19 protein-coding genes and 1 riboswitch are annotated in these 22,677 nt (G+C 72.9%); of the genes, 15 read left to right on the top strand and 4 right to left on the bottom strand.

Translation table 11 applies throughout. The features are described 5' to 3' along the window. Positions 1 to 112 precede the first annotated feature (112 nt). Positions 113 to 2,221, top strand: coding sequence for a S8 family serine peptidase (locus AR3_RS32675; protein WP_067916364.1), 2,109 nt, complete (start codon positions 113 to 115; stop codon positions 2,219 to 2,221). A gap of 112 nt (positions 2,222 to 2,333) precedes the next feature. Next, positions 2,334 to 2,618, top strand: coding sequence for an SHOCT domain-containing protein (locus AR3_RS31815; protein WP_106259315.1), 285 nt, complete (start codon positions 2,334 to 2,336; stop codon positions 2,616 to 2,618). A 57-nt stretch (positions 2,619 to 2,675) separates the two neighbouring features. Here AR3_RS31815 and AR3_RS21830 read toward each other — a convergent pair whose 3' ends face one another. Continuing rightward, positions 2,676 to 3,266, bottom strand: coding sequence for a MarR family winged helix-turn-helix transcriptional regulator (locus tag AR3_RS21830; protein ID WP_067916361.1), 591 nt, complete (start codon positions 3,264 to 3,266; stop codon positions 2,676 to 2,678). A gap of 510 nt (positions 3,267 to 3,776) precedes the next feature. On the opposite strand from AR3_RS21830, the gene AR3_RS21825 reads away from it, so the two are divergent. From AR3_RS21825 to AR3_RS21815, 3 genes are all read left to right on the top strand, one after another. Continuing rightward, entirely contained in the window at positions 3,777 to 4,094 is a 318-nt protein-coding gene (locus AR3_RS21825) for a DUF3263 domain-containing protein (protein ID WP_067916359.1), read from the top strand. Between the two features lie 19 nt (positions 4,095 to 4,113). After that, positions 4,114 to 4,962, top strand: a complete 849-nt coding sequence (gene otsB / locus AR3_RS21820; RefSeq protein ID WP_067916357.1) for a trehalose-phosphatase — start codon at positions 4,114 to 4,116, stop codon at positions 4,960 to 4,962. A gap of 190 nt (positions 4,963 to 5,152) precedes the next feature. Further along, positions 5,153 to 6,034 (top strand): hypothetical protein, encoded by an 882-nt coding sequence (locus AR3_RS21815; protein WP_067916355.1) that lies wholly within the window; start codon positions 5,153 to 5,155, stop codon positions 6,032 to 6,034. Between the two features lie 60 nt (positions 6,035 to 6,094). On the opposite strand, the gene AR3_RS21810 is transcribed toward AR3_RS21815, so the two are convergent. Further along, a complete protein-coding gene (locus AR3_RS21810; RefSeq protein ID WP_106259318.1) occupies positions 6,095 to 6,721 on the bottom strand; it encodes a PadR family transcriptional regulator in 627 nt (208 codons plus the stop codon). A gap of 129 nt (positions 6,722 to 6,850) precedes the next feature. On the opposite strand from AR3_RS21810, the gene AR3_RS21805 reads away from it, so the two are divergent. Further along, positions 6,851 to 8,092 (top strand): FAD-dependent oxidoreductase, encoded by a 1,242-nt coding sequence (locus AR3_RS21805; protein WP_067916353.1) that lies wholly within the window; start codon positions 6,851 to 6,853, stop codon positions 8,090 to 8,092. Here the strand turns inward: AR3_RS21805 and AR3_RS32340 are convergent. After that, a complete protein-coding gene (locus AR3_RS32340; protein WP_245637917.1) occupies positions 8,073 to 10,247 on the bottom strand; it encodes a serine/threonine-protein kinase in 2,175 nt (724 codons plus the stop codon). The genes AR3_RS21805 and AR3_RS32340 overlap by 20 nt on opposite strands. A gap of 120 nt (positions 10,248 to 10,367) precedes the next feature. Here AR3_RS32340 and AR3_RS21795 point away from each other — a divergent pair, with 120 nt between their 5' ends. Both AR3_RS21795 and AR3_RS21790 read left to right on the top strand, forming a co-directional pair. Next, positions 10,368 to 10,919, top strand: a complete 552-nt coding sequence (locus tag AR3_RS21795; RefSeq protein WP_067916348.1) for an RNA polymerase sigma factor — start codon at positions 10,368 to 10,370, stop codon at positions 10,917 to 10,919. Positions 10,920 to 11,123: 204 nt separating this feature from the next. After that, positions 11,124 to 12,242: a sulfotransferase family protein gene (locus tag AR3_RS21790; RefSeq protein ID WP_083951764.1), complete on the top strand. Its 1,119-nt coding sequence runs from the start codon at positions 11,124 to 11,126 to the stop codon at positions 12,240 to 12,242. Between the two features lie 51 nt (positions 12,243 to 12,293). On the opposite strand, the gene AR3_RS21785 is transcribed toward AR3_RS21790, so the two are convergent. Then, a complete protein-coding gene (locus AR3_RS21785; protein WP_067916346.1) occupies positions 12,294 to 13,736 on the bottom strand; it encodes an alpha,alpha-trehalose-phosphate synthase (UDP-forming) in 1,443 nt (480 codons plus the stop codon). Positions 13,737 to 14,148: 412 nt separating this feature from the next. Then, a riboswitch (SAM riboswitch) is annotated at positions 14,149 to 14,290 on the top strand. Between the two features lie 15 nt (positions 14,291 to 14,305). On the opposite strand from AR3_RS21785, the gene thrC reads away from it, so the two are divergent. From thrC to AR3_RS21750, 7 genes are all read left to right on the top strand, one after another. After that, the gene (gene thrC, locus AR3_RS21780) at positions 14,306 to 15,550 is read left to right on the top strand and encodes a threonine synthase (protein ID WP_067916344.1); all 1,245 of its coding nucleotides are present in this window, start codon (positions 14,306 to 14,308) and stop codon (positions 15,548 to 15,550) included. Positions 15,551 to 15,597: 47 nt separating this feature from the next. After that, positions 15,598 to 15,876, top strand: coding sequence for a MoaD/ThiS family protein (locus AR3_RS21775; protein WP_067916342.1), 279 nt, complete (start codon positions 15,598 to 15,600; stop codon positions 15,874 to 15,876). 1,573 nt (positions 15,877 to 17,449) lie between these two features. Next, positions 17,450 to 19,075, top strand: a complete 1,626-nt coding sequence (groL, locus tag AR3_RS21770; protein ID WP_067916340.1) for a chaperonin GroEL — start codon at positions 17,450 to 17,452, stop codon at positions 19,073 to 19,075. A 119-nt stretch (positions 19,076 to 19,194) separates the two neighbouring features. Beyond that, positions 19,195 to 19,983, top strand: a complete 789-nt coding sequence (locus tag AR3_RS21765) for a TetR/AcrR family transcriptional regulator (protein ID WP_067916338.1) — start codon at positions 19,195 to 19,197, stop codon at positions 19,981 to 19,983. 111 nt (positions 19,984 to 20,094) lie between these two features. After that, positions 20,095 to 20,715, top strand: coding sequence for an LURP-one-related family protein (locus AR3_RS21760; RefSeq protein WP_067916336.1), 621 nt, complete (start codon positions 20,095 to 20,097; stop codon positions 20,713 to 20,715). 308 nt (positions 20,716 to 21,023) lie between these two features. After that, positions 21,024 to 21,614, top strand: a complete 591-nt coding sequence (locus AR3_RS21755) for a phospholipid scramblase-related protein (RefSeq protein WP_067916334.1) — start codon at positions 21,024 to 21,026, stop codon at positions 21,612 to 21,614. 152 nt (positions 21,615 to 21,766) lie between these two features. Then, positions 21,767 to 22,114 carry a hypothetical protein gene (locus AR3_RS21750; RefSeq protein ID WP_146150397.1) on the top strand — a complete coding sequence of 116 codons (348 nt, stop codon included), beginning with the start codon at positions 21,767 to 21,769 and terminating at the stop codon, positions 22,112 to 22,114. Positions 22,115 to 22,677 lie beyond the last annotated feature (563 nt).

Here is a 22,677-nt window from a genome sequence, read left to right as displayed (position 1 = left end):
CATGCACGGACCACTGCCGCCTTCCGCGACGAGGCGGAGTCGGGGCTTCAGGGAAGCACCGGGGTTCGGGGCGCGCACCCCCGGACCGACTGCCGGGAGGAGGTGCGGTGGCGTGTCCCACGCCGATCGGCGCCTGCCCGTGCGCTTCGGTGCGGCGCTGTCGGCGGTGGCCTTCGCCGCCGTCTTCGCCGTCCCCCTGCGGCCCGCCGGAGCGGCCGCGGCGGCGCGCACCGACCAGATCCGCGCCCGGCAATGGCATCTGACCGCGCTGCGCGTGCCGCGCGTGTGGCGGACGTCCAAGGGTGGCGGCGTGACCGTCGCGGTCCTGGACACCGGGGTCGACCAACGGCATCCCGACCTGGTCGGCAAGGTCACCGCCGGGCCCGATCTGACCGGCGGGCTGCGGCGCCCCGGAAGCCGCTACTGGGGCCTGCACGGCACGTCGATGGCGAGCATCATCGCCGGGCACGGCCACGGCCCGGGCGGCGCGCAGGGCGTGATGGGCGTGGCGCCGCACGCCCGCATCCTGTCGATCCGGGTGACGTGGGAGAACGACGACCCGCTGCGGCGCAGCGGCGGGCAGATCGGCGTCCGCAACCGGGACGCGGTGGCGCAGGGCATCCGGTACGCCGTGGACCACGGCGCCGACGTCATCAACATGTCCCTGGGCGGCGGGAAGCTGTTCTACGACGGCAGCTCCACCGAAGAGGACGCGATCCGGTACGCGCTCGCCAAGGGCGTGGTGCTGATCGCGTCCGCGGGCAACGACGGGGCGGGCGCCAACCGCAAGAACTTCCCCGCGGCCTACCCGGGGGTCATCGCCGTCGGCGCGGTCGACCGGCGCATGCAGGTGTGGCCGGACAGCAACCGGCACTCCTACGTGGCCGTGTGCGCCCCCGGCGTCGACATCGTCAGCGCGGACGCCAGCGGCGGCTACGTGGTCGGCACCGGCACCAGCCCGTCCTCGGCCATCGTCGCCGGGGTGGCCGCCCTGATCCGCGCCCGCTACCCGCGGCTGACGCCGCAGGAGGTGCGGCAGGCGCTCGTCCAGGGATCGGTGCCGCGCAGCCGGCCCCCCGGCGTGACCACGTGCTCGACCACGCTGGACGCGGTCCGCGCCATGGCCGTCGCCGCCAGGATCAACCGAGCGTCCCAGGGGCAGGACGCGACGCCCACCCCGTCCCCTGAGCCGGTGCAGGCCGACGACGTCCCGGACGAGCGGTCGAGCCTGATGCTGCCCGCCGTCCTGGTGGGCGGCGGCGTCCTCATCGCCATCGGGGTGGTGCTGGGGTGGGTGCAGCGCAGGCGCCCGGAGGAGGACGAGGTCGAGGGCGACTCCCCGTACGAGGTGATGCGGCCGGAGTATCCGCCCCGGCGCGTCGGCGCGATGCCGGCGGACGACCCGGCCGGCATCGCGGTCGCTCCCGTGAACGCCCCCTTGTGGCAGAGCACCGAGGTCTTCCCGGGCGGGCAGCCGCACACGGCGCACCCGGCCTGGCCCCCACCGCCGTCCGAGCGGCACGCCGGGCAGTCTGAGCAGCCGGGGCCGTCGCATGCACCCGACCCGGCGCAGCGGCCGGGCGGCCTGGACGGCGGGCCGCTCCACACGCCCGTCCCGGAAGCCGACCCCCATCCCGACCCCGAGCCGGAGCACGGGTGGCGGCTGCGTCCGTTCGTCCCGGAGGAGTTCCTCGGCGACCAGTACGGCGGCGGCGCGGGCATCACGCTGAACGGGTTCAACGGGCTCGACGGGGTCGGGTTCAACGGGCTCGACGGGGTCGACGGAGCCAGCGGGGCGAACGGCTCCGGGGCGACGCGCGCCGAGCCTCCCGAGGGACACCGGATCAACGGCCTGAACGGCTCGCGCGGCGCGACCGAGACCGCCGATGCTCCCGAGGAGCCTCCCCTCTCGGACGACGAGCCGGTCATCGACGACGAGGAGTGGGAGAGGTTCCGCCGCAGCGTGCTGGGGGACGCCCCCTCGCCCGCGGACGGCCCCTCCGCACCGCCGCGGGACGACGCGCCCGAGGCCCGTCCGGACAACACGACCGACGAACTGCCCGCCGTCGCCTTCCCGTCCGCGCCCCCGCCCGACCTGGACGACACGAGCCCGCCGCCCGGCGCCTTCCCGCCGCCCGCCTCGGACGACGACCCTCCGGGAGGCTTCTCGCACCGGCGGCGGCCGAACGACGAGGACGACTACCGGCCGCCGTGGTGGTGAGGCCCGCGCTACTCCGCGCGGAGTAGCGGCAGAGCCTCCGGCCGTAGGACGACACGTCCCGAACCCGTCGCCGAGCATCGACCCGTACGAGAGCGACAGGAGGTCGATGACGATGACGGCACTTGTCACGGCGCTGAGCGCGCACCCGGGCGGTTGGCACGACGGCGGCTGGCACGACGCCCCCGCCTGGTGGCCGGTGTTCCCGATCGCCTTCGGGCTGTTCTGGGCGGCCGTGGCCGCGGCGGCCTTCGTCCTGATCCGCCGCCGCATCGCCGCGTCCGCCGCCCAGGCGGACCCGCTGGCCCGCGCGCACGCCACGCTGGCCGAACGCTTCGCCCGCGGCGAGATCGACGAGGACGAGTACCTCAGCCGCGTGTCGGTCCTGCGCAGCAGTTGAGCGCCGCGCCCGGCGCGGCCCCGCGCGTCCGGGAGACCGCGCCGGGGAGGCCGGCGGTCACTCGGCGCCCGCCTCCCGGAAGATCTTCTCGATGCCCTCCAGCTCCATGGGCGTGCGGACGGCGGCGTCGGCGAAGCGGGTGAGGAGCCGGGCGAACTGCGCGCGCTCCTCGGGCGTCCAGTCGGCCATCAGGCCGGCCAGGTAGGCGCGGCGGGAGCGTTCGGCCACCTGCCGGACGCGCCGGCCCGCCTCGGTCAGGCCCAGGTTGGCGCGGCGGGCGTCCACCGGCGAGGGGCGGCGGGAGACCAGGCCCGCGTCGATGGCGTGGCCGACCAGCCGGCTGGCGGTGGACGGGTCGATCTCCAGGCGTTCGGCGACGGCGCCGACGGTGACCTCGCCGCCGGGGCCGCCGGCGTTCTCCGCGGCGGCGCTGAGCTCGGCGACCGCGTGCACCACCATCAGGTTGGACAGCTGGAGCGGGCGCCCGCCCGGGCCGCCGGAGGTCTGCGCCCGGATCTTCTTCATCAGATCGGGCTTGATCCACACCCGGCGCAGGTGGAACAGCGCCAGGCCGATCTCCGACAGGACGCGGTCGGCACGCTCGGCGGAGTCCTCGAACGAGTCTCCGGACGCGTGCTCCGTCGCCATCGCCGCGGGCCTCCCGTTCACCGTGTCGTTTCCATCGTCGTTTCCGTCCGTGAATGCGATTGCAGCGTACACACGCTAACGCATGCAAAGTGCATGCGTTCGGCCGGTGTCGCGCTTCTCGCGCATCCCTCGCGCACGACGCGAATCGTCGCGTGCTCGTGCCATGCCCGCTGCACGGCGTCCCACCACTGGCGAAAAGGGGAGAAAGCGGGAGGCGACGAGCGACATCGCCGAGAATCGCGTCGAGACGAGCCCTTCGCGAGCCTGATTGTGGTGCACTGGTAGCCGTCCGTGACGGCGGAATCGCTTGGACGCGCGTCATCGGGGCGAGTGCCGTGCCGTTCCGGCGGAACTTCCGGCCGATGTCGGCGCGGACGCGTAGCATGACACCGGTCGAACCCGGACGACCCGGGATCAGCGACCACAGAGGGGACGTCATGCGCGAGACGTCGACCCCGGTCGGCGACCCCCCGCTTGCGGCCCCCGGACGGCCCTCGACAGGACGGCAGCATGAACGACGGCCCAGCCCTGCACCCGGTGACCGACGGCCAGGAGGACGAGCTCGCCTTCCCGGCCGGCAACCTGTCCGAGCGCGACCGCCGGATCCTCGCCTTCGAACGGCAGTGGTGGAAGTACGCCGGCGCGAAGGAGCAGGCGATCCGCGAGGAGTTCGACATGTCGGCGACGCGCTACTACCAGCTCCTCAACATCCTGATCGACCGCCCCGAGGCGCTGGAGCACGATCCGATGCTCGTCAAGCGCCTGCGCCGGCTCCGCGCCCAGCGGCAGCGGCAGCGCGCCGCGCGCCGGTTGGGCATGCGACCCTGAGGCGCCCGACACTGGTCGGGTGAACCTCTTCGCTGCGACCACGGCCGCCGGCACGGACGGCCTGAACGCGATCCGCGAGGACCCGGGCGGCGCGGTGCTTGGGTTCGACTTCGACGGCACGCTCGCGCCCATCGTCGACGACCCGGCCGCGGCGCGGGCCCACCCGCGGGCGGCCGCGGCGCTGGCCCGCCTCGCCCCCCGGGTGGGCGCGCTGCTGATCGTCACCGGCCGTCCCGCGGCCGTGGCCGTGGAGTACGGCGGCCTGGACGGCGTGGACGGCCTGGTGGTGCTCGGCCAGTACGGGCTGGAGCGCTGGGAGTCCGGCGCGCTGACCGCGCCCGAGCCGCCGCCCGGCGTCGCCGAGGCGCGCGCCAAGCTGCCCGAGGTGATCAAGGCCGCGAACGCGCCGGAGGCGACCTACATCGAGGACAAGGGGCGGGCCCTCGCGGTGCACACCCGCCGGTGCCCCGAGCCGCAGGTGGCCCTGGACCGGCTGCGCGGCATCCTGGAGGCGCTGGCCGAACGCACCGGCCTGACCGTGGAGCCGGGCCGGTTCGTCCTGGAACTGCGCCCGCCCGGCATGGACAAGGGCATGGCGCTGCGCCGTTTCGTGGACGAGGCGCGCGCGGCGCGGTCCGGCGCCGGCCCGTTCCCGTCGGCGGTGCTGTTCGCCGGCGACGACCTGGGCGACCTGGCCGCCTACGACGCGATCGACGCGCTGCGCGCCGAGGGCGTCCCCGGCGTGAAGGTGTGCAGCGGCTCGGCCGAGGTGACCGCGCTCGCCGAACGGGCCGACCTGGTGGTGGACGGCCCCGAGGGCGTGGTGCGCTTCATGGACGCGCTCGCCGACTCCCTGGAGGGGCGCTAGCCCGGATTTCCGCCGTCTCGGTGGCCCGCGCGGCGTGTTCTTCGTCACCGGCTGACAAGCGAACGGGCGCCGTATGGCGTACCTTGCGGTCCCCAAGGGGGAACGGAGGCATCGCGCGCCTGCGTCAGACTGTGCAGGGACACGGCGGGACGCCGCCGTGGCACGGGGGCCGAGAGACGGGAGTGTTCACGTGGACACCGACCAGGGAATCCCGCGACGTCCCGACGACCATCGCCGGCCGGGCGCTCCGGGCGCGCCCGGCCCGGCGGGCATGCCCGGCCGTCCCGTCTCGCCGTCCGCGACGAGCACGGGGCCGCTCGGCGTCCGCGAGACCAGCGGCATCCAGGTGCGGCTCGGGACGCGCCGCACACGCGACGACCGGCGCGCGCGACGCGGGCGCCGCCGCGCGGGCGTCCTGGCCGCGTGCACCCTGACCGTCGCCGCCGGGCTGATCGCCGCCGGGGTGCTGCTCGCGCCCGACCTGCGGGACAGGCTCGGCGGCGGAGAGACGGGCGGGTCCGGGGCGGGCGGCCGTGCCGACCTCGACGCGCCCGCCGCCGCGCTGCCCCGCGCCGGCGCGCCCGTCGAGGTCGGCACGGCGGACGGGTCCCGCTACCGGCTCCAGACGGTGACCGCGGGAACGGCGGACGGCACCGCCGCCCCCCAGCAGGCGTCGCGGTCCGCGCGGGGCACCTACGCCTACATCGACTACATCCTCAGCAACCCCACCGACGAGCGGGTGCTGCTCGACTTCCCCGGCGACGTGTTCGTCAAGCGGGACCTCGTCTCCGCCGAGGACCGCGGCCGCTGCGTGTGGCAGGCGGGCGTCCCCGAAGACATGTGCACCCCGCCCACGCGGAGCGAGGTCGTCCGCAGGCTCAAGGGCGGTCCGCTGATCGACGGGGAGGGCGGCGACCGCTACCTGCCGCCCGGTTCCGCCTACCTGGTGCGCGCGACGGTGGAGGTCCCCCTCGACCGTCCCGCGCAGGGCCGCGGCGACCTGCGCCTGTTCATCTGGAAGCAGCTCTACATGGCGGACCAGCCGGCCCGTGAGGTGCCCTTCCCGCGCTGACCGGCGCGCGGCGGACGGCAGGCCGCCGTCGGCGCCGACGGGGACGGCGCCGGCCGTGGCTCATTCGGCTTCGGGGTCGTCGGCGAGGATGCCGTAGATGCGGCGCCGGGCGTCGTTGACGACCTCCAGCGCGCGTTCCCGCTGGGACGGGCTGCCGACGGTCGCGACCTGGTGCAGCGCGCTCATCAGCTGCGCGAGCGCCTCGCGGCCGCGCAGTTCGTGCTCCCCGACGGTCTCGGCGACCTCGTCCCAGGGCGGCGCGTCCTGCGCCTCGACCTCCTCGCGCCCGGCGTCGGTCAGGCTGAACAGGCGCTTGCCGCCGTCCTGCCTGCTGCTGACCTTGCCCTCGTCCTCCAGCATCTGCAGCGTCGGGTACACCGAGCCGGGGCTGGGCCGCCAGACGCCGTCGGTGCGGTCGGCGAGCTCCTGGATCATCTCGTAGCCGTGCATGGGCCGCTCGGCCAGCAGGGCGAGCAGGGCGGCCCGGACGTTGCCGCGCCTGGTGCGCCGGCCGCCGCCGCGGCCGGGACGGCCCGCACCGGGACCGTGGCCGAACCCGTGGCCGAAGCCCGCGCCGAACGCGGGTCCGTGGCCTCCCCAGCCGCCGCGCCGTTCCCGGTACTCCTCGCCGCCGGGGAAGCGGCCGCGTCCGCCGTGGTGCCACGCGTGGTGCATGCCGTGGAACATCGTGCCCACCTTCTCATCGTCAATCCATCGCGATGCATTGACGATATATCGGCAACTATCGCGATGACAAGGGGCGGCCCCTTGACGGATAACTCATCGGGTGTTGAATTGAAGGGGGAGGTGGGAGCCATGGACACGAACACCACCTGCTGCGTCGCGGGCGGAGGGCCCGCCGGCATGGTCCTCGGCCTGCTCCTGGCCCGCGCGGGCGTCGACGTGGTCGTCCTGGAGAAGCACGGCGACTTCCTGCGGGACTTCCGCGGCGACACCGTCCACCCGTCCACGCTGGACGTGCTGGACGAGGCGGGCCTCGGCGCCCGGTTCGCGGCGCTGCCGCACCGCAAGATCGACCGGCTGACCATGGTCGCCGACGACGGCGAACGGCGCCTGGTCGACCTGCGCACGCTGCCGGGACGCCACCCGTACATCGCGATGGTCCCGCAGTGGGACTTCCTCGCCATGCTCGCGGAGGAGGCCGCCCGGCTGCCCGGCTTCACGCTGCTGATGAACGCCGAGGCGACCGGCCTGCTGCGCGACGGCGACCGCGTCGCCGGCGTGCGCTACCGCGACGCCGACGGCGCCGAGCACCGGATCCGCGCGCTGCTCACCGTCGCCGCCGACGGCCGCCACTCCACGCTGCGCCGGGCCTCCGGGCTGCGGCTGCGCGAGTTCGGCGCGCCCATGGACGTGGCCTGGTTCCGGATGCCCCGCCGCGACGCCGACCGCGACGACTCGTTCCTGCGCATCTCCGCCGGCCGCCTGATGGCGGTGATCAACCGCACGTCCTACTGGCAGATGGGCTACCTGCTGCCCAAGGGCGGGTACGAGCGGGTGCGCGCGGCGGGCGCGGCGGAGCTGCGCCGCCAGGTCGTCGACCTGCTGCCCTTCCTCGCCGACCGGATCGACGGCCTCGACCTGGACGCGGTGCGGGTCCTCGACGTGCGCGTCGACCGGCTGCGGCGCTGGCACCGGCCGGGCCTGCTGTGCATCGGGGACGCGGCGCACGCGATGTCGCCGATCGGCGGGGTGGGCATCAACCTTGCCGTCCAGGACGCCGTCGCCGCCGCCAACCTGCTGTACGAGCCGCTGCGGCGGGGGGCGGTCACGTCCGGCGACCTGGCCGCCGTGCAGCGCCGCCGCGCCCGGCCCACCGCCGTCGTGCAGCGCGTCCAGATCGCGCTGCAGAACCTGCTGGTCCGACCGACGCTGCGCGGTGAGCAGCCGGGCGTGCTGCGGCTGGCGCGGACGCTTCCGTCGCTGCCGGTGCTGCCGCGGCTGGCGGCCCGGATGGTGGGGTACGGGCCGCGTCCCGAGCACGTGCGCGTCCCGGACGACGCCGCCGCGGCCCGGCTCAGGGCGCCGTCAGCTTGAGGTTGTCGAGGATGGTCTTGGTCAGGTCGCGGTTGTCGTTCTCCTTGATGCGGATCCACACGCCGAAGGCGCCGCGGCTGTCGCGCAGGCCGACCTCGGTGACCGACGGGGTGCCGACCCGGCAGCCGGTGAACCGCGTGATCGTGCCGGTCAGGGTCTTGTCGGGAGAGGTGTAGTTCTGCGTGCCCGCCCGGGTGCAGGTGCGGTGGCCCGTCACCCCCGGCGGCGGGAGCTTGCCCTGGGCGACGTCTTTGGTCAGGCCGATGAACACCCCCGGCGCGGTCCCGTCGCCTTTGAACTGCGCCACATTCGGGGTGGCGCGCAGCACCGGCCGGGCCTGGGCGTCGTTCAGCGCGACCGTGCTGGGCACCCAGGTGGGCTCCTGCCGGTCCACCGTCCAGGCCCGCGGCACCGCCGCCCGGATCTTGCCGGACGCGTCCGCCACCTGGACGAAGTCCTGCGGGAGAGGCGGCTTGTCCGGCTTGTCGTCCTTGTCGTCGTTGAACAGCGTGCCCAACGCCAGGCCGCCGGCGACCGCCGCGCACAGCAGCACCACGGCGAAGACCATCGGCGCGGGGATCTTCTTGGCCGGCGACCCGGTCCCGCCGCCGGCCTGCTTCGAGCCTCCCGGCAGCAGCGACTTCCTCAGCCGCCCCAGACGTCCCTGACCCTGCTGGGCGGGCGGGAAGCCGAAGGGGTGCGGCTGCTGCCCCGGCCCCGGATACGGCCCGCCCTGCGGCGGCGGCGTGAGCGCCGCGGTCTTCTCCAGGTCGGGCGAACCGGCCTGCCCCGGGCCTTGGGGCCCCTGCGGCGGCACGGGCAGCGCCACCGTGCGGTCGTCGGTCCGCGGCGTGCCGGGAGGCGGCCCGCCCTGCGGCCCGTGCTGGGCGGGCGGACCGGGCGCCGGGGGCGCGCCGAACGGAACGGTGCCGGGGCGGCCGCCCGGGGGATCGACGATCGTGACCGCCTCCATGCCGTCACCCTGGCCCTGCTGGGACGGAGCGCTGCTCCCCCAGTCCAGGCGGGTGGAATCGACGTCCTCCGGGAGGCCGCGCCCCGGACCCTGCGAATAAGGCGGCTGGGCTTGGCCGGGGTGGGGCGTGTCGCTGACCGTGACGTCGGCGTTGAAGGTGCTCAAGGGCTCGTCCACCGCGGTCGGCGTCGGATCCGGCGGCGAGGACGGCGGTGCCGACTGCGAAGACGCGGGGGCGGACGACGCCGGGTTCTGCGGCGAGGACGCCGCGGCGGGCTGCGCAGACGAAGCGGCGGATGACGGAGCGGCGGATGACGAAGCGGCGGATGACGAAGCCTGGTCGGGCGGCGTCGCCCCACTTCCGCTCGCGGGAGCGGCGGAGGGCTCGGCGGTCTCGCCCTCGGGGGCGGCGGGGGACGCGTCCTGTCCGTGCGCCCCGCCGGGAGCGGGGGGCGGTGAGGTCGGCCGTAGGGTCGCGAGCGCCTCGGCGAACGCCTCGGCCGTCGGGTAGCGCTTCTCCCGATCGACCTCCAGCGCGCGCAGGATCACCTCGTCGAACGCGGGCGACAGCCCCTCGCGCAGCGCGCTGGGCGGCGTCTTGACGGGCGCCGGTCCCGGGGGGCGTCCGGTGATCATGTGGTACGTCAGGGCGCCCAGCCCGTACACGTCGGCCCGCACGTCCAGGCCCCCGCCGAAGCGCGCCTGCTCGGGCGACATGTACCCCGGCGTGCCCACCGGCAGCGTGAAGGCGCCCGAGGCGTGCGCCAGCGCCTTGGCCAGGCCGAGGTCGGCGATCAGCAGCCGCTCCCGCCCGCCGCTCGTGGACTGGAACAGCACGTTGGAGGGCTTGAGGTCGCGGTGGATGACGCCCAGCTCGTTGAGGACCTTCACGCCATAGGCGATCTCCTCGGCGTAGGCAAGGGCCTGATTGACCGGAAGTGGCCGTTCCCGCATCCGGTCGGCGAGGGTGCCGCGATCGGCGTAGGACATCACGAAATACGGACGTCCGTCCTCGAGCTCCCCGATGTCGTGGACGCGCACGAGCCGCTCGGAATCGGCGCGGCGCAGGATCCGCGCCTCCTCCAGGAAGCGATTGCGCACGTCGAGGTCGTCGATGAGGCTTCCGGACAGCACCTTGATGGCGACCTGCGCGTCCAGCGCCTCGTCGTGCCCCAGCCACACTGAGGCGAACGCCCCGGATCCGAGGACCCGCTCGATTCGGTAACGACCGACAGTAGGTGGAAAGGACACTCCCGTATCATGCCCAACGAACGGGGTGTGCGAGCGAGCTGAGGCGCGGCGATGGCACTTGACGACAGGACCGAGCAGCTGGCCGTCAAGGCGGCCCAAGGCGACCGGGCGGCGCTGGACGAGCTCCTTCGCACCATCGAGCCCGACGTGCTGCGCCACTGCTCCCGGTTCCTGCCCTGCCGCCAGGACGCCGAGGAGGCCTGCCAGGACGCGCTGCTGCAGGTCGCCCGCAACATCCAGCGGTTCGAGGGGCGCTCCCGCTTCAGCACGTGGCTGCACGTGGTGGTCGCCAACTCCGCCCGTTCCACCTACCGCTCGCTCAAGCGCCGCTCGCTGGAGCAGGCCGGCGAGCTGCCGCAGCAGCGCCCCGACCCGCGCCGCACCAGCGTCATCGCCGGCTCCCGGGTGGACATCCTCGACGCCATGGAGGAGCTGGAGGCCCGCAAGCCCGACCTGATCCAGGCGCTGGTCCTGCGGGACGTCTCCCAGCTGGAGTACGCCGAGATCGCCGAGCAGCTCCAGCTGCCGCTCGGCACGGTCAAGTCCCGCATCCACGAGGCGCGCAAGCAGGTCCGCCAGACCCTCGGCGAGTCCTACACCTGACCCGTCCGCCGAGCCGCGTCGGCGCGTCCTCGTCGGCCGTCCGCGGCCGCCGCGCTGAGCCGGGGCCCGGAACGGACCGTTCCGCCGGAATGTCTACAGGCGGCGGAATCCGGCGGTCAGGCATCGCCAAGCATTCGTAATGCCTCGGCAAGCGTGCGCCTAGACGCGCGATGCGCGGCGGGGGCGTCGGCCAGCATCCCGAGCATGTTTGCCCACACTGACCGCCCGATCTTCGTCATCGGGTGTCCACGGTCGGGGACGACGCTGCTGCAGCTGATGCTGCACTCGCATCACCGGATCGCCGTCCCCGCCGAGACGCGGTTCGTCATCCCGGCATGGACGTCACGGTGCGAATTCGGTGACCTCCGGGACGGCGAGAACAGACGGGCCCTCGGCGAGTGGATCACCACCGGCGAGGGCACCAAGTTCGCCGCGCTCGGCCTGGACCCCGACCGGACCGTCGAGGAGATCGTCGACAGTCCCCCCACGCTGGGCTCGGTGCTGGCCACCGTGTTCCGCGCGTACGCGCGCCGCTTCGACCGGGTGCGCTGGGGCGACAAGCGGCCCAGCTACTTCCGGTACGTCGGCCCGCTGCTGCGCATGTTCCCCGACGCGCAGTTCATCCACGTCGTCCGCGACGGCCGCGACTGCGTGGCCTCGCTCCGCGAGATGCCCTGGTACAAGCAGGACATCTACCACGCGATCTGCCTCTGGCGGGAGGCGATCGACCTCGGCCGCCGCTACGCCGCCGAGCTCGGCCCCGACACCTACTACGAGCTGCAGTACGAACGGCTCGTCGCCGACCCCGCCGACGAGCTGATGCGGCTGTGCGCGTTCCTCGGCGAGGAGTACGACCCCGCCATGACCGAGCCGCACAGGCTCGCGCGCAAGACCGTCCCGCCGAGCAAGAAATGGCACCGCCGCACGCACGGCGCCGTCGACAGCGGTCGCGTGGGCTCTTGGGCGCGGCGGCTGGAGCCGTGGGAGATCGGCCTGGCCGAGGCGGCGTTCGGAGAGCGGCTCGCCGAGTACGGCTACGAGCCGAGCGGCGCGCCCCGCCCCACGCGCGGACAGCTCGCCCGGCTCGCCAAGGTCAGCGCCCACCGCCGCATGTCGCAGACCAAGCAGCGGATTCGGGAGCGCTGGCGGACGCGCAACGAGCCCAATCCGGTCGTGTCGCTGCTCACCACCGAGCACACCGGGCCCGCTCCGCTCATCGTCGAGCCCCCGTCGCAGTCCGTCAGCACGGAGTCCCCGCTCGCTTCCGTTCCCCTGGCCGAACGGTGCGGCGAGCCGGCGCGCAGCGGCCACTCGGGGCGCTGAGGACGGCCGCCGCGCCGCCGCCGGTGCCGCGGCCTCGAGGGAGCCGGGGCGTCAGTCGAGGGCGGCCAGCTGCTCGGCGAACCAGCGGCGCGGCGGCAGCGCGGTGGCCGCGGCGGCCAGGCGCGCGCAGCGTTCGGCGCGGCGGTCGGGCGGCATCAGCAGGGCCCGGTGCAGCGCCTCGGCGGTCTGCGACACGTCGTACGGGTTGACCGTCAGCGCGTCGTCCGCCAGCTCGGCCGCCGCGCCCGCCTCCCGCGACAGCACCAGCGCGCAGCCGCGCTCCGACAGCACCGGCCCCTCCTTGGCGACCAGGTTCATGCCGTCGCGGATCGGGTTGACCACCAGCACGTCGGCCAGCCCGTAGGCGGCCAGCGACCGCGGATGGTCGTCCTCGACCTCCAGGATCAGCGGCTCCCACGCCGCGGTGCCGTACTCGTCGGCGATCTGCCCGGCCAGCCGCCGCACCTGCGCGGTGTACTCGCGGTACTCGTGCAGGTCGTGCCGCGACGGGTACGCGAACGCCAGGTGCACCACGCGGCCGTGCCACTCGGGATGGCGGGCCAGCAGCTCCCGGTAGGCGGCGAGGCCGCGCACGATGTTCTTGGACGGCTCGGTCCGGTCGACCCGCAGGATCAGCCGGCGGTCGCCGACCCGCTCGCGCAGCGCCCGCCGGCGTTCGGCCACGTCCGGCTCGGCGGCGCGCGCCCGCAGCGCGTCCCCGTCGACGCCGAGCGGGTGCACCCCGACTCGCGTGACGTGCCCGGCGCGTGTGACGGTCCGGGCCGCGCGGTCGACCCGCGCGCCCGGCAGCGGCTCGCAGCAGTCCAGGAACGCCGCCGCCCACCGTTCGGCGAGGAAGCCGGCGTGGTCGGCGCCGAGGATGCCGTCCAGCACCGCCGCGCCGATGTCGTCGGGCAGCAGCCGGAAGTACTCGGGGGGCGCCCACGGCGTGTGCGAGAAGTGCACGATCCTCAGGTCGGGGCGGCGGTCGCGCAGCATGCGCGGCGCCAGCGACAGGTGGTAGTCCTGGATCGCAACCTTGGCGCCGGGGGCGGCGTCGCGTGCCAGGGCGTCGGCGAACGCCGCGTTGTAGGCCTCGTAGGACTGCCAGTCGCGCCGAGTCCGCGCGTCGAAGTGCGGGGCGCGGGGCGTGTCGTACATCAGGTGGTGGACGAACCACAGCGTCGCGTTCGCCACGGCGTTGTAGGCCCGGTGGAATGTGGCCGCCGGTATGTCGAGCATGCGCACGGCCGCGCCGCCGGTGTCGTGGCCGTCCAGGCCCAGCCTGCCGCCGGGGGCGCGCCGGGCGGCCGAACGGTCCGCGTCGCCGAGCGCCGCGCACACCCACAGCACGTCCGGATTCCGGACGTCGCCCGTCATCGCGGCCAGCGCCGACACCAGGCCGCCCCCGCCGCGGCGCGGGATGAGCGCGCCGTCGCCGGAGAAGGAGAACGACACCGGGCCGCGGTTGGACGCGACCAGCACTTGGCTCATACGGGCAGGGTCTCAGGTGCTCAGTGGGAGCATCAAAGTGACCTTCGGGATAGGGGAGACCCCTTTGACCAGCGCTTCCTGTAGTTCAATCGCGGGACGGCGCATGCCCGACCGCCCGACGCCCGCGTCCTTTCACGGCGCCTGTTCGGACGAGTTCACGGGCCGCCTCAACGCGATGCGTCGGCCTGGAGCCGCGCACAGCCCGATTTCGTCCGGCCGCCCGGCCCGCCGCCGAGTGATCCGGCGGCGGCGCGGGTAATGTCTCACAGTGCGAGACCGACCTGTCCGCTAACCGGTCAGATCATGTAAAGTCGCGCATACGACGTGATACCGCTCATGCGGAACGTCCGGCGAAGGAACGTTCCCAGTGGGCGGACGCGGCGACACGTCGACCGACGCGACAACTGAACAACGCTCATCCAGAGGGGTGGAGGGACCGGCCCTGTGAAGCCCCGGCAACCACCCGGTTCGTCCGCGCTCGCGATCCTGCGAGGCCGGCCGGGAAATGGTGCCAACTCCGGCCTGCGACCAAGGTGGCGCAGGAAAGATGGGGAGAAAGGCCTCGCTACATGGCTGTGACGCCTGCCGTCGATCTCGGACCGGCGACCGCTCTCACCTGCCGCGAATGCGGCCACACCCGCGACCTCGGCCCGTTCTACGCCTGCGAGGAGTGTTTCGGCCCGCTGGAGATCGCCTACGACTTCGGGGACGTCTCCCGCGCCGGCATCGAGGCCGGGCCGCGCAACATCTGGCGCTACCGCGGGCTGCTGCCGGTGCCGGCCGCCGTGGCCGAGACGCCCAACACCGAGCCCGGCCTGACCCGCCTGGTCCGCGCCGACCAGCTCGCCGAGGCGCTGGGCCTGCGGCGGCTGTGGGTCAAGGACGACAGCGGCAACCCGACGCACTCGTTCAAGGACCGCGTGGTCGCGGTCGCGCTGGCCGCCGCCCGCGAGCTCGGCTTCAAGGTGCTGGCCTGCCCGTCCACCGGCAACCTGGCCAACGCGGTGGCGGCGGCCGCGGCCCGGGCGGGCATCCGCAGCGCGGTGTTCGTCCCGTCCGACCTGGAGCAGCAGAAGATCCTCACCACGGCGGTGTACGGCGGCACGTTCGTCACCGTCGACGGCAACTACGACGACGTCAACCGGCTGGCCTCCGAGATCGCCGGCGAGCAGGAGGACTGGGCGTTCGTCAACGTCAACGTGCGCCCCTACTACGCCGAGGGCTCCAAGACCCTGGGCTACGAGATCGCCGAGCAGCTCGGCTGGCGGCTGCCCGACCAGATCGTGATCCCGGTCGCCTCCGGCTCCCAGCTCACCAAGATCGACAAGGCGTTCCAGGAGCTGATCAAGCTGGGCCTGGTCGAGGACAAGCCGTACCGGGTGTTCGGCGCCCAGGCCACCGGGTGCTCGCCGGTGGCGGCCGCGTTCAAGCAGGGCCACGACGTCGTCCGGCCGGTCAAGCCCGACACCATCGCCAAGTCGCTGGCCATCGGCAACCCGGCCGACGGCCCCTACGTGCTCGACGTGGTGCGCCGCACCGGCGGCGCGGTGGAGGACGTCAGCGACGAGCAGGTCGTCGAGGGCATCCGGCTGCTGGCCCGCACCGAGGGCGTCTTCGGCGAGACCGCGGGCGGCGTCACCGTCGCCACCCTGCGGAAGCTGACCGAGACCGGCGCCCTCGACCCCGAGGCCGAGACCGTGATCATCAACTCCGGGGACGGGCTGAAGACCCTGGACGCCGTCGCCCCTGTCGTCGCCCCGACCGCGAACATCGCCCCCACCCTGGAGGCGTTCCGCGCCGCGGGTCTGGCCTGACCGGCCCCGCGTCCCGTCGTACGACCCGAGCACTTCGAGGAGCCACCATGAGCACCGTGTCCGTGCGGATCCCGACGATCCTGCGGAGCTACACCGGCGGCGAGGCGGAGGTCAAGGCCGAGGGCGCCACGCTGCGCGCGGTCGTCGCCGACCTGGAGGCCAACTACTCCGGGATCTCCGCGCGCATCCTGGACGACAAGGGCGCCATCCGCCGCTTCGTGAACGTGTACGTGGGCGACGAGGACGTCCGGTTCGCCCAGGGCCTGGACACCCCGACCCCCGAGGGCACCCAGATCTCCATCATCCCGGCCGTCGCGGGCGGCTGACCTCACCCTCACCGGCCCGCCGCCCGAGCCGAACCTCGGCCGGCGGGCCACACCTTTCTCCGCACACGAGCCCGCTACCCACACGCTTCAGCGCCATCGCCCGGCGAAACGCCCTCCCGCGGGGGTCCTGGTGAACGTGCGTCTCCCGCGCCGACGGAACGAATGGCCGGACGAACGGAGAGCCCGCCGAAGGCCATGGTCGGACGGCAGCGCGACCTGGCGATTGCCGGCGAGCGGCTGCCGGCGAGGCGTTGACAGGATGCGCGGACTGGCGCGGCCGCCCGGTGACCGGCGCCCACACCGCGTGCTCAGGGCGTCCGGGTGTCGCCCGCGTAGCGGCCCGAGCGCCGCCGCCCCTTGGTCCCGGACAGTCCGGTGAACGGTTGAGAAGACACCGGCCGTCCGCGAGACGAGAAGATCGCAGCGTTGTGATGCCGCGTGCCTCGTGGGCACGGTGACGCGTCTCGGGTGCGACCGCGCCGTTTCCGGGCGCGAGCTACGATGCGCACGCACTGCAGCGGCATCGCGCGACGGCGAAACCACCCTGGCTGCCCCCCTACGCGGGTGAAGCTTGAAGTGACGTGCAGCGGCGTGCGGCTTCTGCAGCGGACGCGGCGTCAACGCCAGCGGGCGCTTGGTCCGGTGGTAGCGCCCCTTGTACTCGAAGCCGTCCTGCGTCCACCACGGCTACCAGAGCATCGAGTTCGACAACTTCGGGGCTCGACCTCGGCGAGGCGCGGGGCCGCTTCAACGAGTGTCTGGACATGGTGGTCGGCCTCGCATCGTGTTCGTGGCCGCCGACTATCGAGCAGGCCCGCTTCGAGGGCGATGTCCGAGGGCGATGTTCGACCGCTCGCGCTCCGGCGGTGGAGTAATGAAGGGCGTTCTGGCCTAGCAGGCGACGGCGCGATTGTGTCGTCTTCTTTGCACCTCAGCGTTGTTGCGATGGGGGCGTGGACGCTGAGGCGGTGTGAGCGTTCAGCGTAGGCAGCGTAGGCGGTGTCGCACCGTGGCGTCGCCGCGCCTGTGCGTTTCTTCTGGCGTCCGCATGGCCAGGAGGGTGACGGCCTGTTGTCGGCCCGTCAGGGCGGGCGTGTGCGGCAGGTCGCGTCCCTTCCTCGCGTTCGCGTCATGCGGCCCGGCGGTGGCGGGCTGCGTTGTTTCGGAGCGGCGGAATGAGGGGGCAGGTGTCCGTGCGGGGGTATCGGGTACGGGCCCTGAGGCGACGTGGCGCTGAGGTCAGCGCTGGGCGAACGCCGGGCCCTGAGCGGCCGCCGAGGGGTGGCGCAGGGCGCTCCCGCGCTCGTCCGTCACCTCGCGAAAGTGCAGGTCAGAGTACGTTCGGCGGGCAAACGGGGCGTTGTTCGGCGCCGTTTGCGGTCGCTTGCACTCGGCGGGGTGGAGTGCTAAACACGTCGTTGGCACTCTACTGTGGAGAGTGACAATCCCACAGTGTGGGTCGGGGCGATGAGGCCATGCCTCCGGCGGCGGAATGGCAGCCGTCGGGCAGGTCGTCCGTCGCGGGCATCGGCTCGATCCGTAAGGCCACCCTGTTCCGGGAGGACTGGAGCCTATGGCTGCAAAGATGATCTCGTTCGACGAGGATGCCCGGCGCGGCCTCGAGCGCGGTATGAACCAGCTCGCGGACGCCGTCAAGGTCACCCTTGGTCCCAAGGGTCGCAACGTCGTTCTGGAGAAGAAGTGGGGCGCCCCCACCATCACCAACGACGGTGTCTCGATCGCCAAGGAGATCGAGCTGGAGGACCCCTGGGAGAAGATCGGCGCCGAGCTGGTCAAGGAGGTCGCCAAGAAGACCGACGACGTGGCCGGTGACGGCACCACGACCGCCACCGTGCTCGCCCAGGCCCTGGTGCGCGAGGGCCTGCGCAACGTCGCCGCCGGCGCCAACCCGATGTCGCTCAAGCGCGGCATCGAGGCCGCGGTCGAGCGGGTCAGCGAGGAGCTGTCCAAGCTCGCCAAGGACGTCGAGACCAAGGAGCAGATCGCCTCCACCGCCTCCATCTCCGCCGGCGACACCCAGATCGGCGAGATGATCGCCGAGGCGATGGACAAGGTCGGCAAGGAAGGCGTCATCACCGTCGAGGAGAGCCAGACCTTCGGGCTCGAGCTGGAGCTCACCGAGGGTATGCGCTTCGACAAGGGCTACATCTCGCACTACTTCGTGAGCGACCCTGAGCGCATGGAGGCGGTCCTGGAGGACCCCTACATCCTGATCGTTCAGGGCAAGGTGTCCGCCAACAAGGACCTGCTGCCGGTCCTCGAGGCGGTCATGCAGGCCGGCAAGCCGCTGCTGCTGATCGCCGAGGACGTCGAGGGCGAGGCCCTGGCCACCCTGATCGTCAACAAGATCCGCGGCATCTTCAAGTCGGTGGCGGTCAAGGCCCCCGGCTTCGGCGACCGCCGCAAGGCCATGCTGGGCGACATCGCCACCCTGACCGGCGGCCAGGTCATCAGCGAGGACGTCGGTCTGAAGCTGGAGAACACCACCATCGACATGCTGGGCCGCGCCCGCAAGGTCGTCGTCACCAAGGAGGAGACGACGATCGTCGACGGTGCCGGCGACGCCAACGAGATCGCGGGCCGGGTCAACCAGATCCGGGTCGAGATCGAGAACACCGACTCCGACTACGACCGCGAGAAGCTGCAGGAGCGGCTGGCCAAGCTGGCCGGCGGCGTGGCGGTCATCAAGGCCGGCGCGGCCACCGAGGTCGAGCTGAAGGAGCGCAAGCACCGCATCGAGGACGCCGTCCGCAACGCCAAGGCGGCCGTCGAGGAGGGCATCGTCCCCGGCGGCGGCGTGGCGCTGCTGCAGGCCGGCGCCAAGGCGTTCGACAAGCTGGAGCTGAACGGCGACGAGGCCACCGGCGCCAACATCGTCAAGCGCGCCCTGGAGGAGCCGCTCAAGCAGATCGCGGTCAACGCCGGCCTCGAGGGCGGCGTCGTGGTCGAGAAGGTCCGCTCGCTCGAGCCGGGCCAGGGCCTGAACGCCGCGACCGGCGAGTACGTCAACATGTTCGAGGCGGGCATCATCGACCCGGCCAAGGTGACCCGGTCGGCGCTGCAGAACGCCTCGTCCATCGCGGCGCTGTTCCTGACCACCGAGGCCGTCATCGCCGAGAAGCCGGAGAAGGAGAAGGCTTCCGCGGGCATGCCCGACGGCGGCGGCATGGACTTCTGAGTCCCTAGCCGTACGACTCGGTACGCCTGGAGAGGGGCGATCCCGGCACGGGACCGCCCCTCTTCGCGTACCAGGGGAGCGTCGCGACCGCGCCTAGGCTTTGGGGAGGAGGTGGGGCGGTGGCGGAAGCCGAGCACACGAACATCTGGATGCTGCCGGAACGCCCGGCGCGGGGTCCGCGGCCCGCCTACAGCCGGGCGCAGATCACCGAGGCGGCCGTGCGCATCGCCGACGCCGAAGGGCTGGACGCGGCGTCCATGCGCAGGATCGCCGCCGAGATCGGCACAGGCGCCATGTCGCTGTACCGGTACGTGCCGAGCCGCAGCGACCTCGTCGAGCTGATGGCCGACCACGTCCTCGGCGAGGTGGAGACGCCCGAGCGCCCCTCGGGCGACTGGCGCGCCGACCTCACCCTCCTGGCGCAGCGGATGCGGGCCATGCTGCTGCGCCACCCCTGGATGTGCGGGCTGCGGCGGCGCCCGGGCTTCGGGCCCAACCAGCTGCGGCTGGTGGAGTTCGGCTGCCAGGTCCTGGACTTCGGGCAGCCCATCGACGACATCCTCCTCGCCTACACGATGCTCAACGGCTACATCGATCAGGCCGTCGGCGAACAGATGGTGTGGCTGGACGAGGAACGCCGCAGCGGCCTGCGCCGCCAGGACTGGATGACGCGCAACGTGCCGTACGTCCGCAAGATCCTGGAGAGCGGCGAGCACCCCATGTTCGCCCGCATCGTCCGGGACGCCGTCCAGCCGCACATGGACGACGACCGGCGCTTCCAGTACGGGCTCGAGCGCGTCCTGGACTGCGTGGCCGCGCTCCTCCCGCCCGAGGCCGGCGGTCCGGGACGGGAGCCGTCCGGGGCGCCGCCGGACACGCGGTCGCAGACGGCCCGTCGCTACGGTTGACGCCCGTCGGCACCGCCGCCGTCGCCGAGACGTTGATCCGATGAGCCGTTGATCCGATGAGCCGTTGATCCGATGAGGCGTTGAGACCGGACGTCACCGGGAGGTACTCACATGACGGAGCCCTACCCCGGCACGCGCTCCGTGAGCGGTCTGTTCGCCGCGACGATCCTGCGCGTCGAGCAGCCGCGTCGCCTGCCCGCCGCCAAGTCCCAGTACACGATCTACGACGGTCCCGGGACGCTGGTCGCCAAGGCGTCGGAGGAGAACGTCTCGATCCGGCGTCAGGCCGCGCGCGTGTTCTGGGGCGGCGTGGGGGACTCCGCGCGCACCGTGCGGGTGACCGACCCGCAGGGAGCGCCGCTCCTGATCGTCGACAAGCCCAAGCGGTCGCAGAACGCCGCCGTGTACGCCCCCGACGGGTCGCTCATCGGCGCGTACCAGCAGCAACGCCACACTTTCCACTACGGCCTGCTGGACGCCGCGGGCCTGCGCATCGGCGACCTCAAGGGCAACCGCCTCGGCCGCAAGTTCGCGGTGCACGACGCGTACGGCGCGCACGTCGCGCAGGTCGACAAGAAGTGGGCGGGCGTCGGCAAGGAGGTCCTGACCACCGCCGACCGCTACGCCGTGGCGATCTACCGGCCGCTGGCGTACCCGCTGCACTGCCTCGTCGTCGCGGCCGCGATCGCCATGGACTTGATCCACTACGAGGAGAAGGACTACTTCAGCTGAGTTCGCGACCGTCCCTGGCCGTCGAACCGTCGTCCGGGACCGCCGCCGGACGGCGTCCCGCGCGTCGCGACCGGTCCCATAACAGCGGGGGTGTCGATCGCGCCGTCGCCGTGACACGGCTCGCTCCGCGCCGGGGGGTTCCGCTCGCCGTCCCGCCTTGGCAGGATCACCGGAGCGCCGCCGCGCTCCGAACCGGTGCCGGGTCCCGCCCGTACCGCCGTGCGGATCGGCTCCGCGGCAGCGCGGGAAGACGGCGGACGGAGCCGGCCACCCCGACACCGCGTCCGCGGACGAGGCCAGGAGGACAGGTGAGCGATTTCTTCAGCGCTTCGGTGCTCAGAGTCGAACAGCCTCGCAGAGGCCCGTTCGCCCGGTCCAAGTACAAGGTCATGGACGGCGAGGGGACCCTGCTGGCCCTGGCCGACGAGACCGGGGAGCGCAGCACCGTCGACACGCTCCGCTCGGTGTTCCCCGGCAAGTCCGAACTGGACGCCCGGGCGGTCCTGCTCACCACGCCCGACGGGCAGCCCCTGCTGATCGTCGACAAGCAACGCGGCCGGATGCTCACCGAGGTGCGACGCCCCGAAGGAGAGCTCGTCGGCTCGTTCCGCACCGAACGCATCGGCCGCCGCTACAAGATCCACGACGGAGAGGGCGCGAAGATCGGCGAGATCGCGGTGGATCTCGGACGCACCGACTTCGTGGTGACCGACACCGAGGGCAAGCGGGTCGCCCACGTGCGCAAGAAGTGGGCGGGCCTGGCCACGCACCTGCTGACGACGGCCGACAAGTACGCCGTGGAGATCCACGACCCCGTCCCCGAACCGCTGCGGACCATGGCGCTCACCACGGCGATCGCCATGGACATGACGCTGCACGAGTCCAAGGACATCACCTGACGCGCGACGCCCCGCACGCCGCGCCGCCGCCGCGAACGAGCCGCGCTCCGGAGCCGCCCCGGTGATCGCGATCGGATCCCGGGGCCGGCACAGCCCGGCGCATGGAGGTTTGAGCCGGGGGTGCAGCGAGGTAACTAACGGTCGTGCAGGCCATGCCCGAACGTTCGAGCGGTTGGTGGATATCACCTGCCATACCGACCATCGCCAACTGCGCGCTGGCCGCACTGTGGGTCTTCTCGACGATCGGGGGGTGGGGCGTCCGGGCGTTCTGCGGGGAGGGCGAGCAGCGCGACCCGAAGTGCGCGGCGGACGTCGACCTGGCGGAGGTGCTGTCGGTGCCCCTGGCGGTCCTCGCCGTCGCCCTCGCCGTCGCCGCCTGGGCCCTGCCCGCGGTGCGGCGCCGAGACGACCGGCTCGACGGGCTCCTCACCGTCGCCGCCTTCTTCTGGGTGGCCGCCGAGGGGGTCCTGTTCGTCGGCGGCTACGTAGCCAAACCGTGACCCGGACGGTTTTCGGGCATTCACCCTGGTAGCGGCCTCGGAGGTCCGACACGGACGGCCCGTGTGCGCGGACTGGTTTGACGAGGACTGCTCATGGGCATACTGTTCTCTTCGCCCCGCGGGGGAACGAACGCCGAGCGCGGTCGGCCCGGGGGTATCCACCGACGACCTCCACCACGGAAGCGGCGCACGCCGCCTCCGTCGCGTGCCGTGGACGCGGTGGCATCGGAACCGCCCAATTTGACAATCGGGCCGGATCTGATGAAATAGCACGGCCGCCTGGAAGACGCCGCGAAAGCGGTGCCGGAAGGGCGGATGCCAGAAAAGAACGGGAAATTGACAGCCCGGTCGGATCTGGTAAAGTGGAAATGTCGCCCCGGGGCGGTGACTGCGAGAGCGGGATCCGCGCGGTGGGTGTCCGTTTCTTGAGAACTCAACAGCGTGTCAAAAGCCAGTGCCTTGTGAGGCCAGGCGATTGTCTGGCCGCCCCCGTTGCCCTGGGACCGCGAGGTTTCCGGGGTGGGGTTTCTTTGAGGCAGGCGGCCCTTCGTTTGGAGGGTCGC

This window comes from Actinomadura rubrobrunea NBRC 15275 (genome assembly GCF_001552235.1).
GTDB classification, from domain to species: Bacteria; Actinomycetota; Actinomycetes; order Streptosporangiales; family Streptosporangiaceae; genus Spirillospora; species Spirillospora viridilutea.
This window is presented reverse-complemented; position numbering and strand designations above follow the sequence as displayed.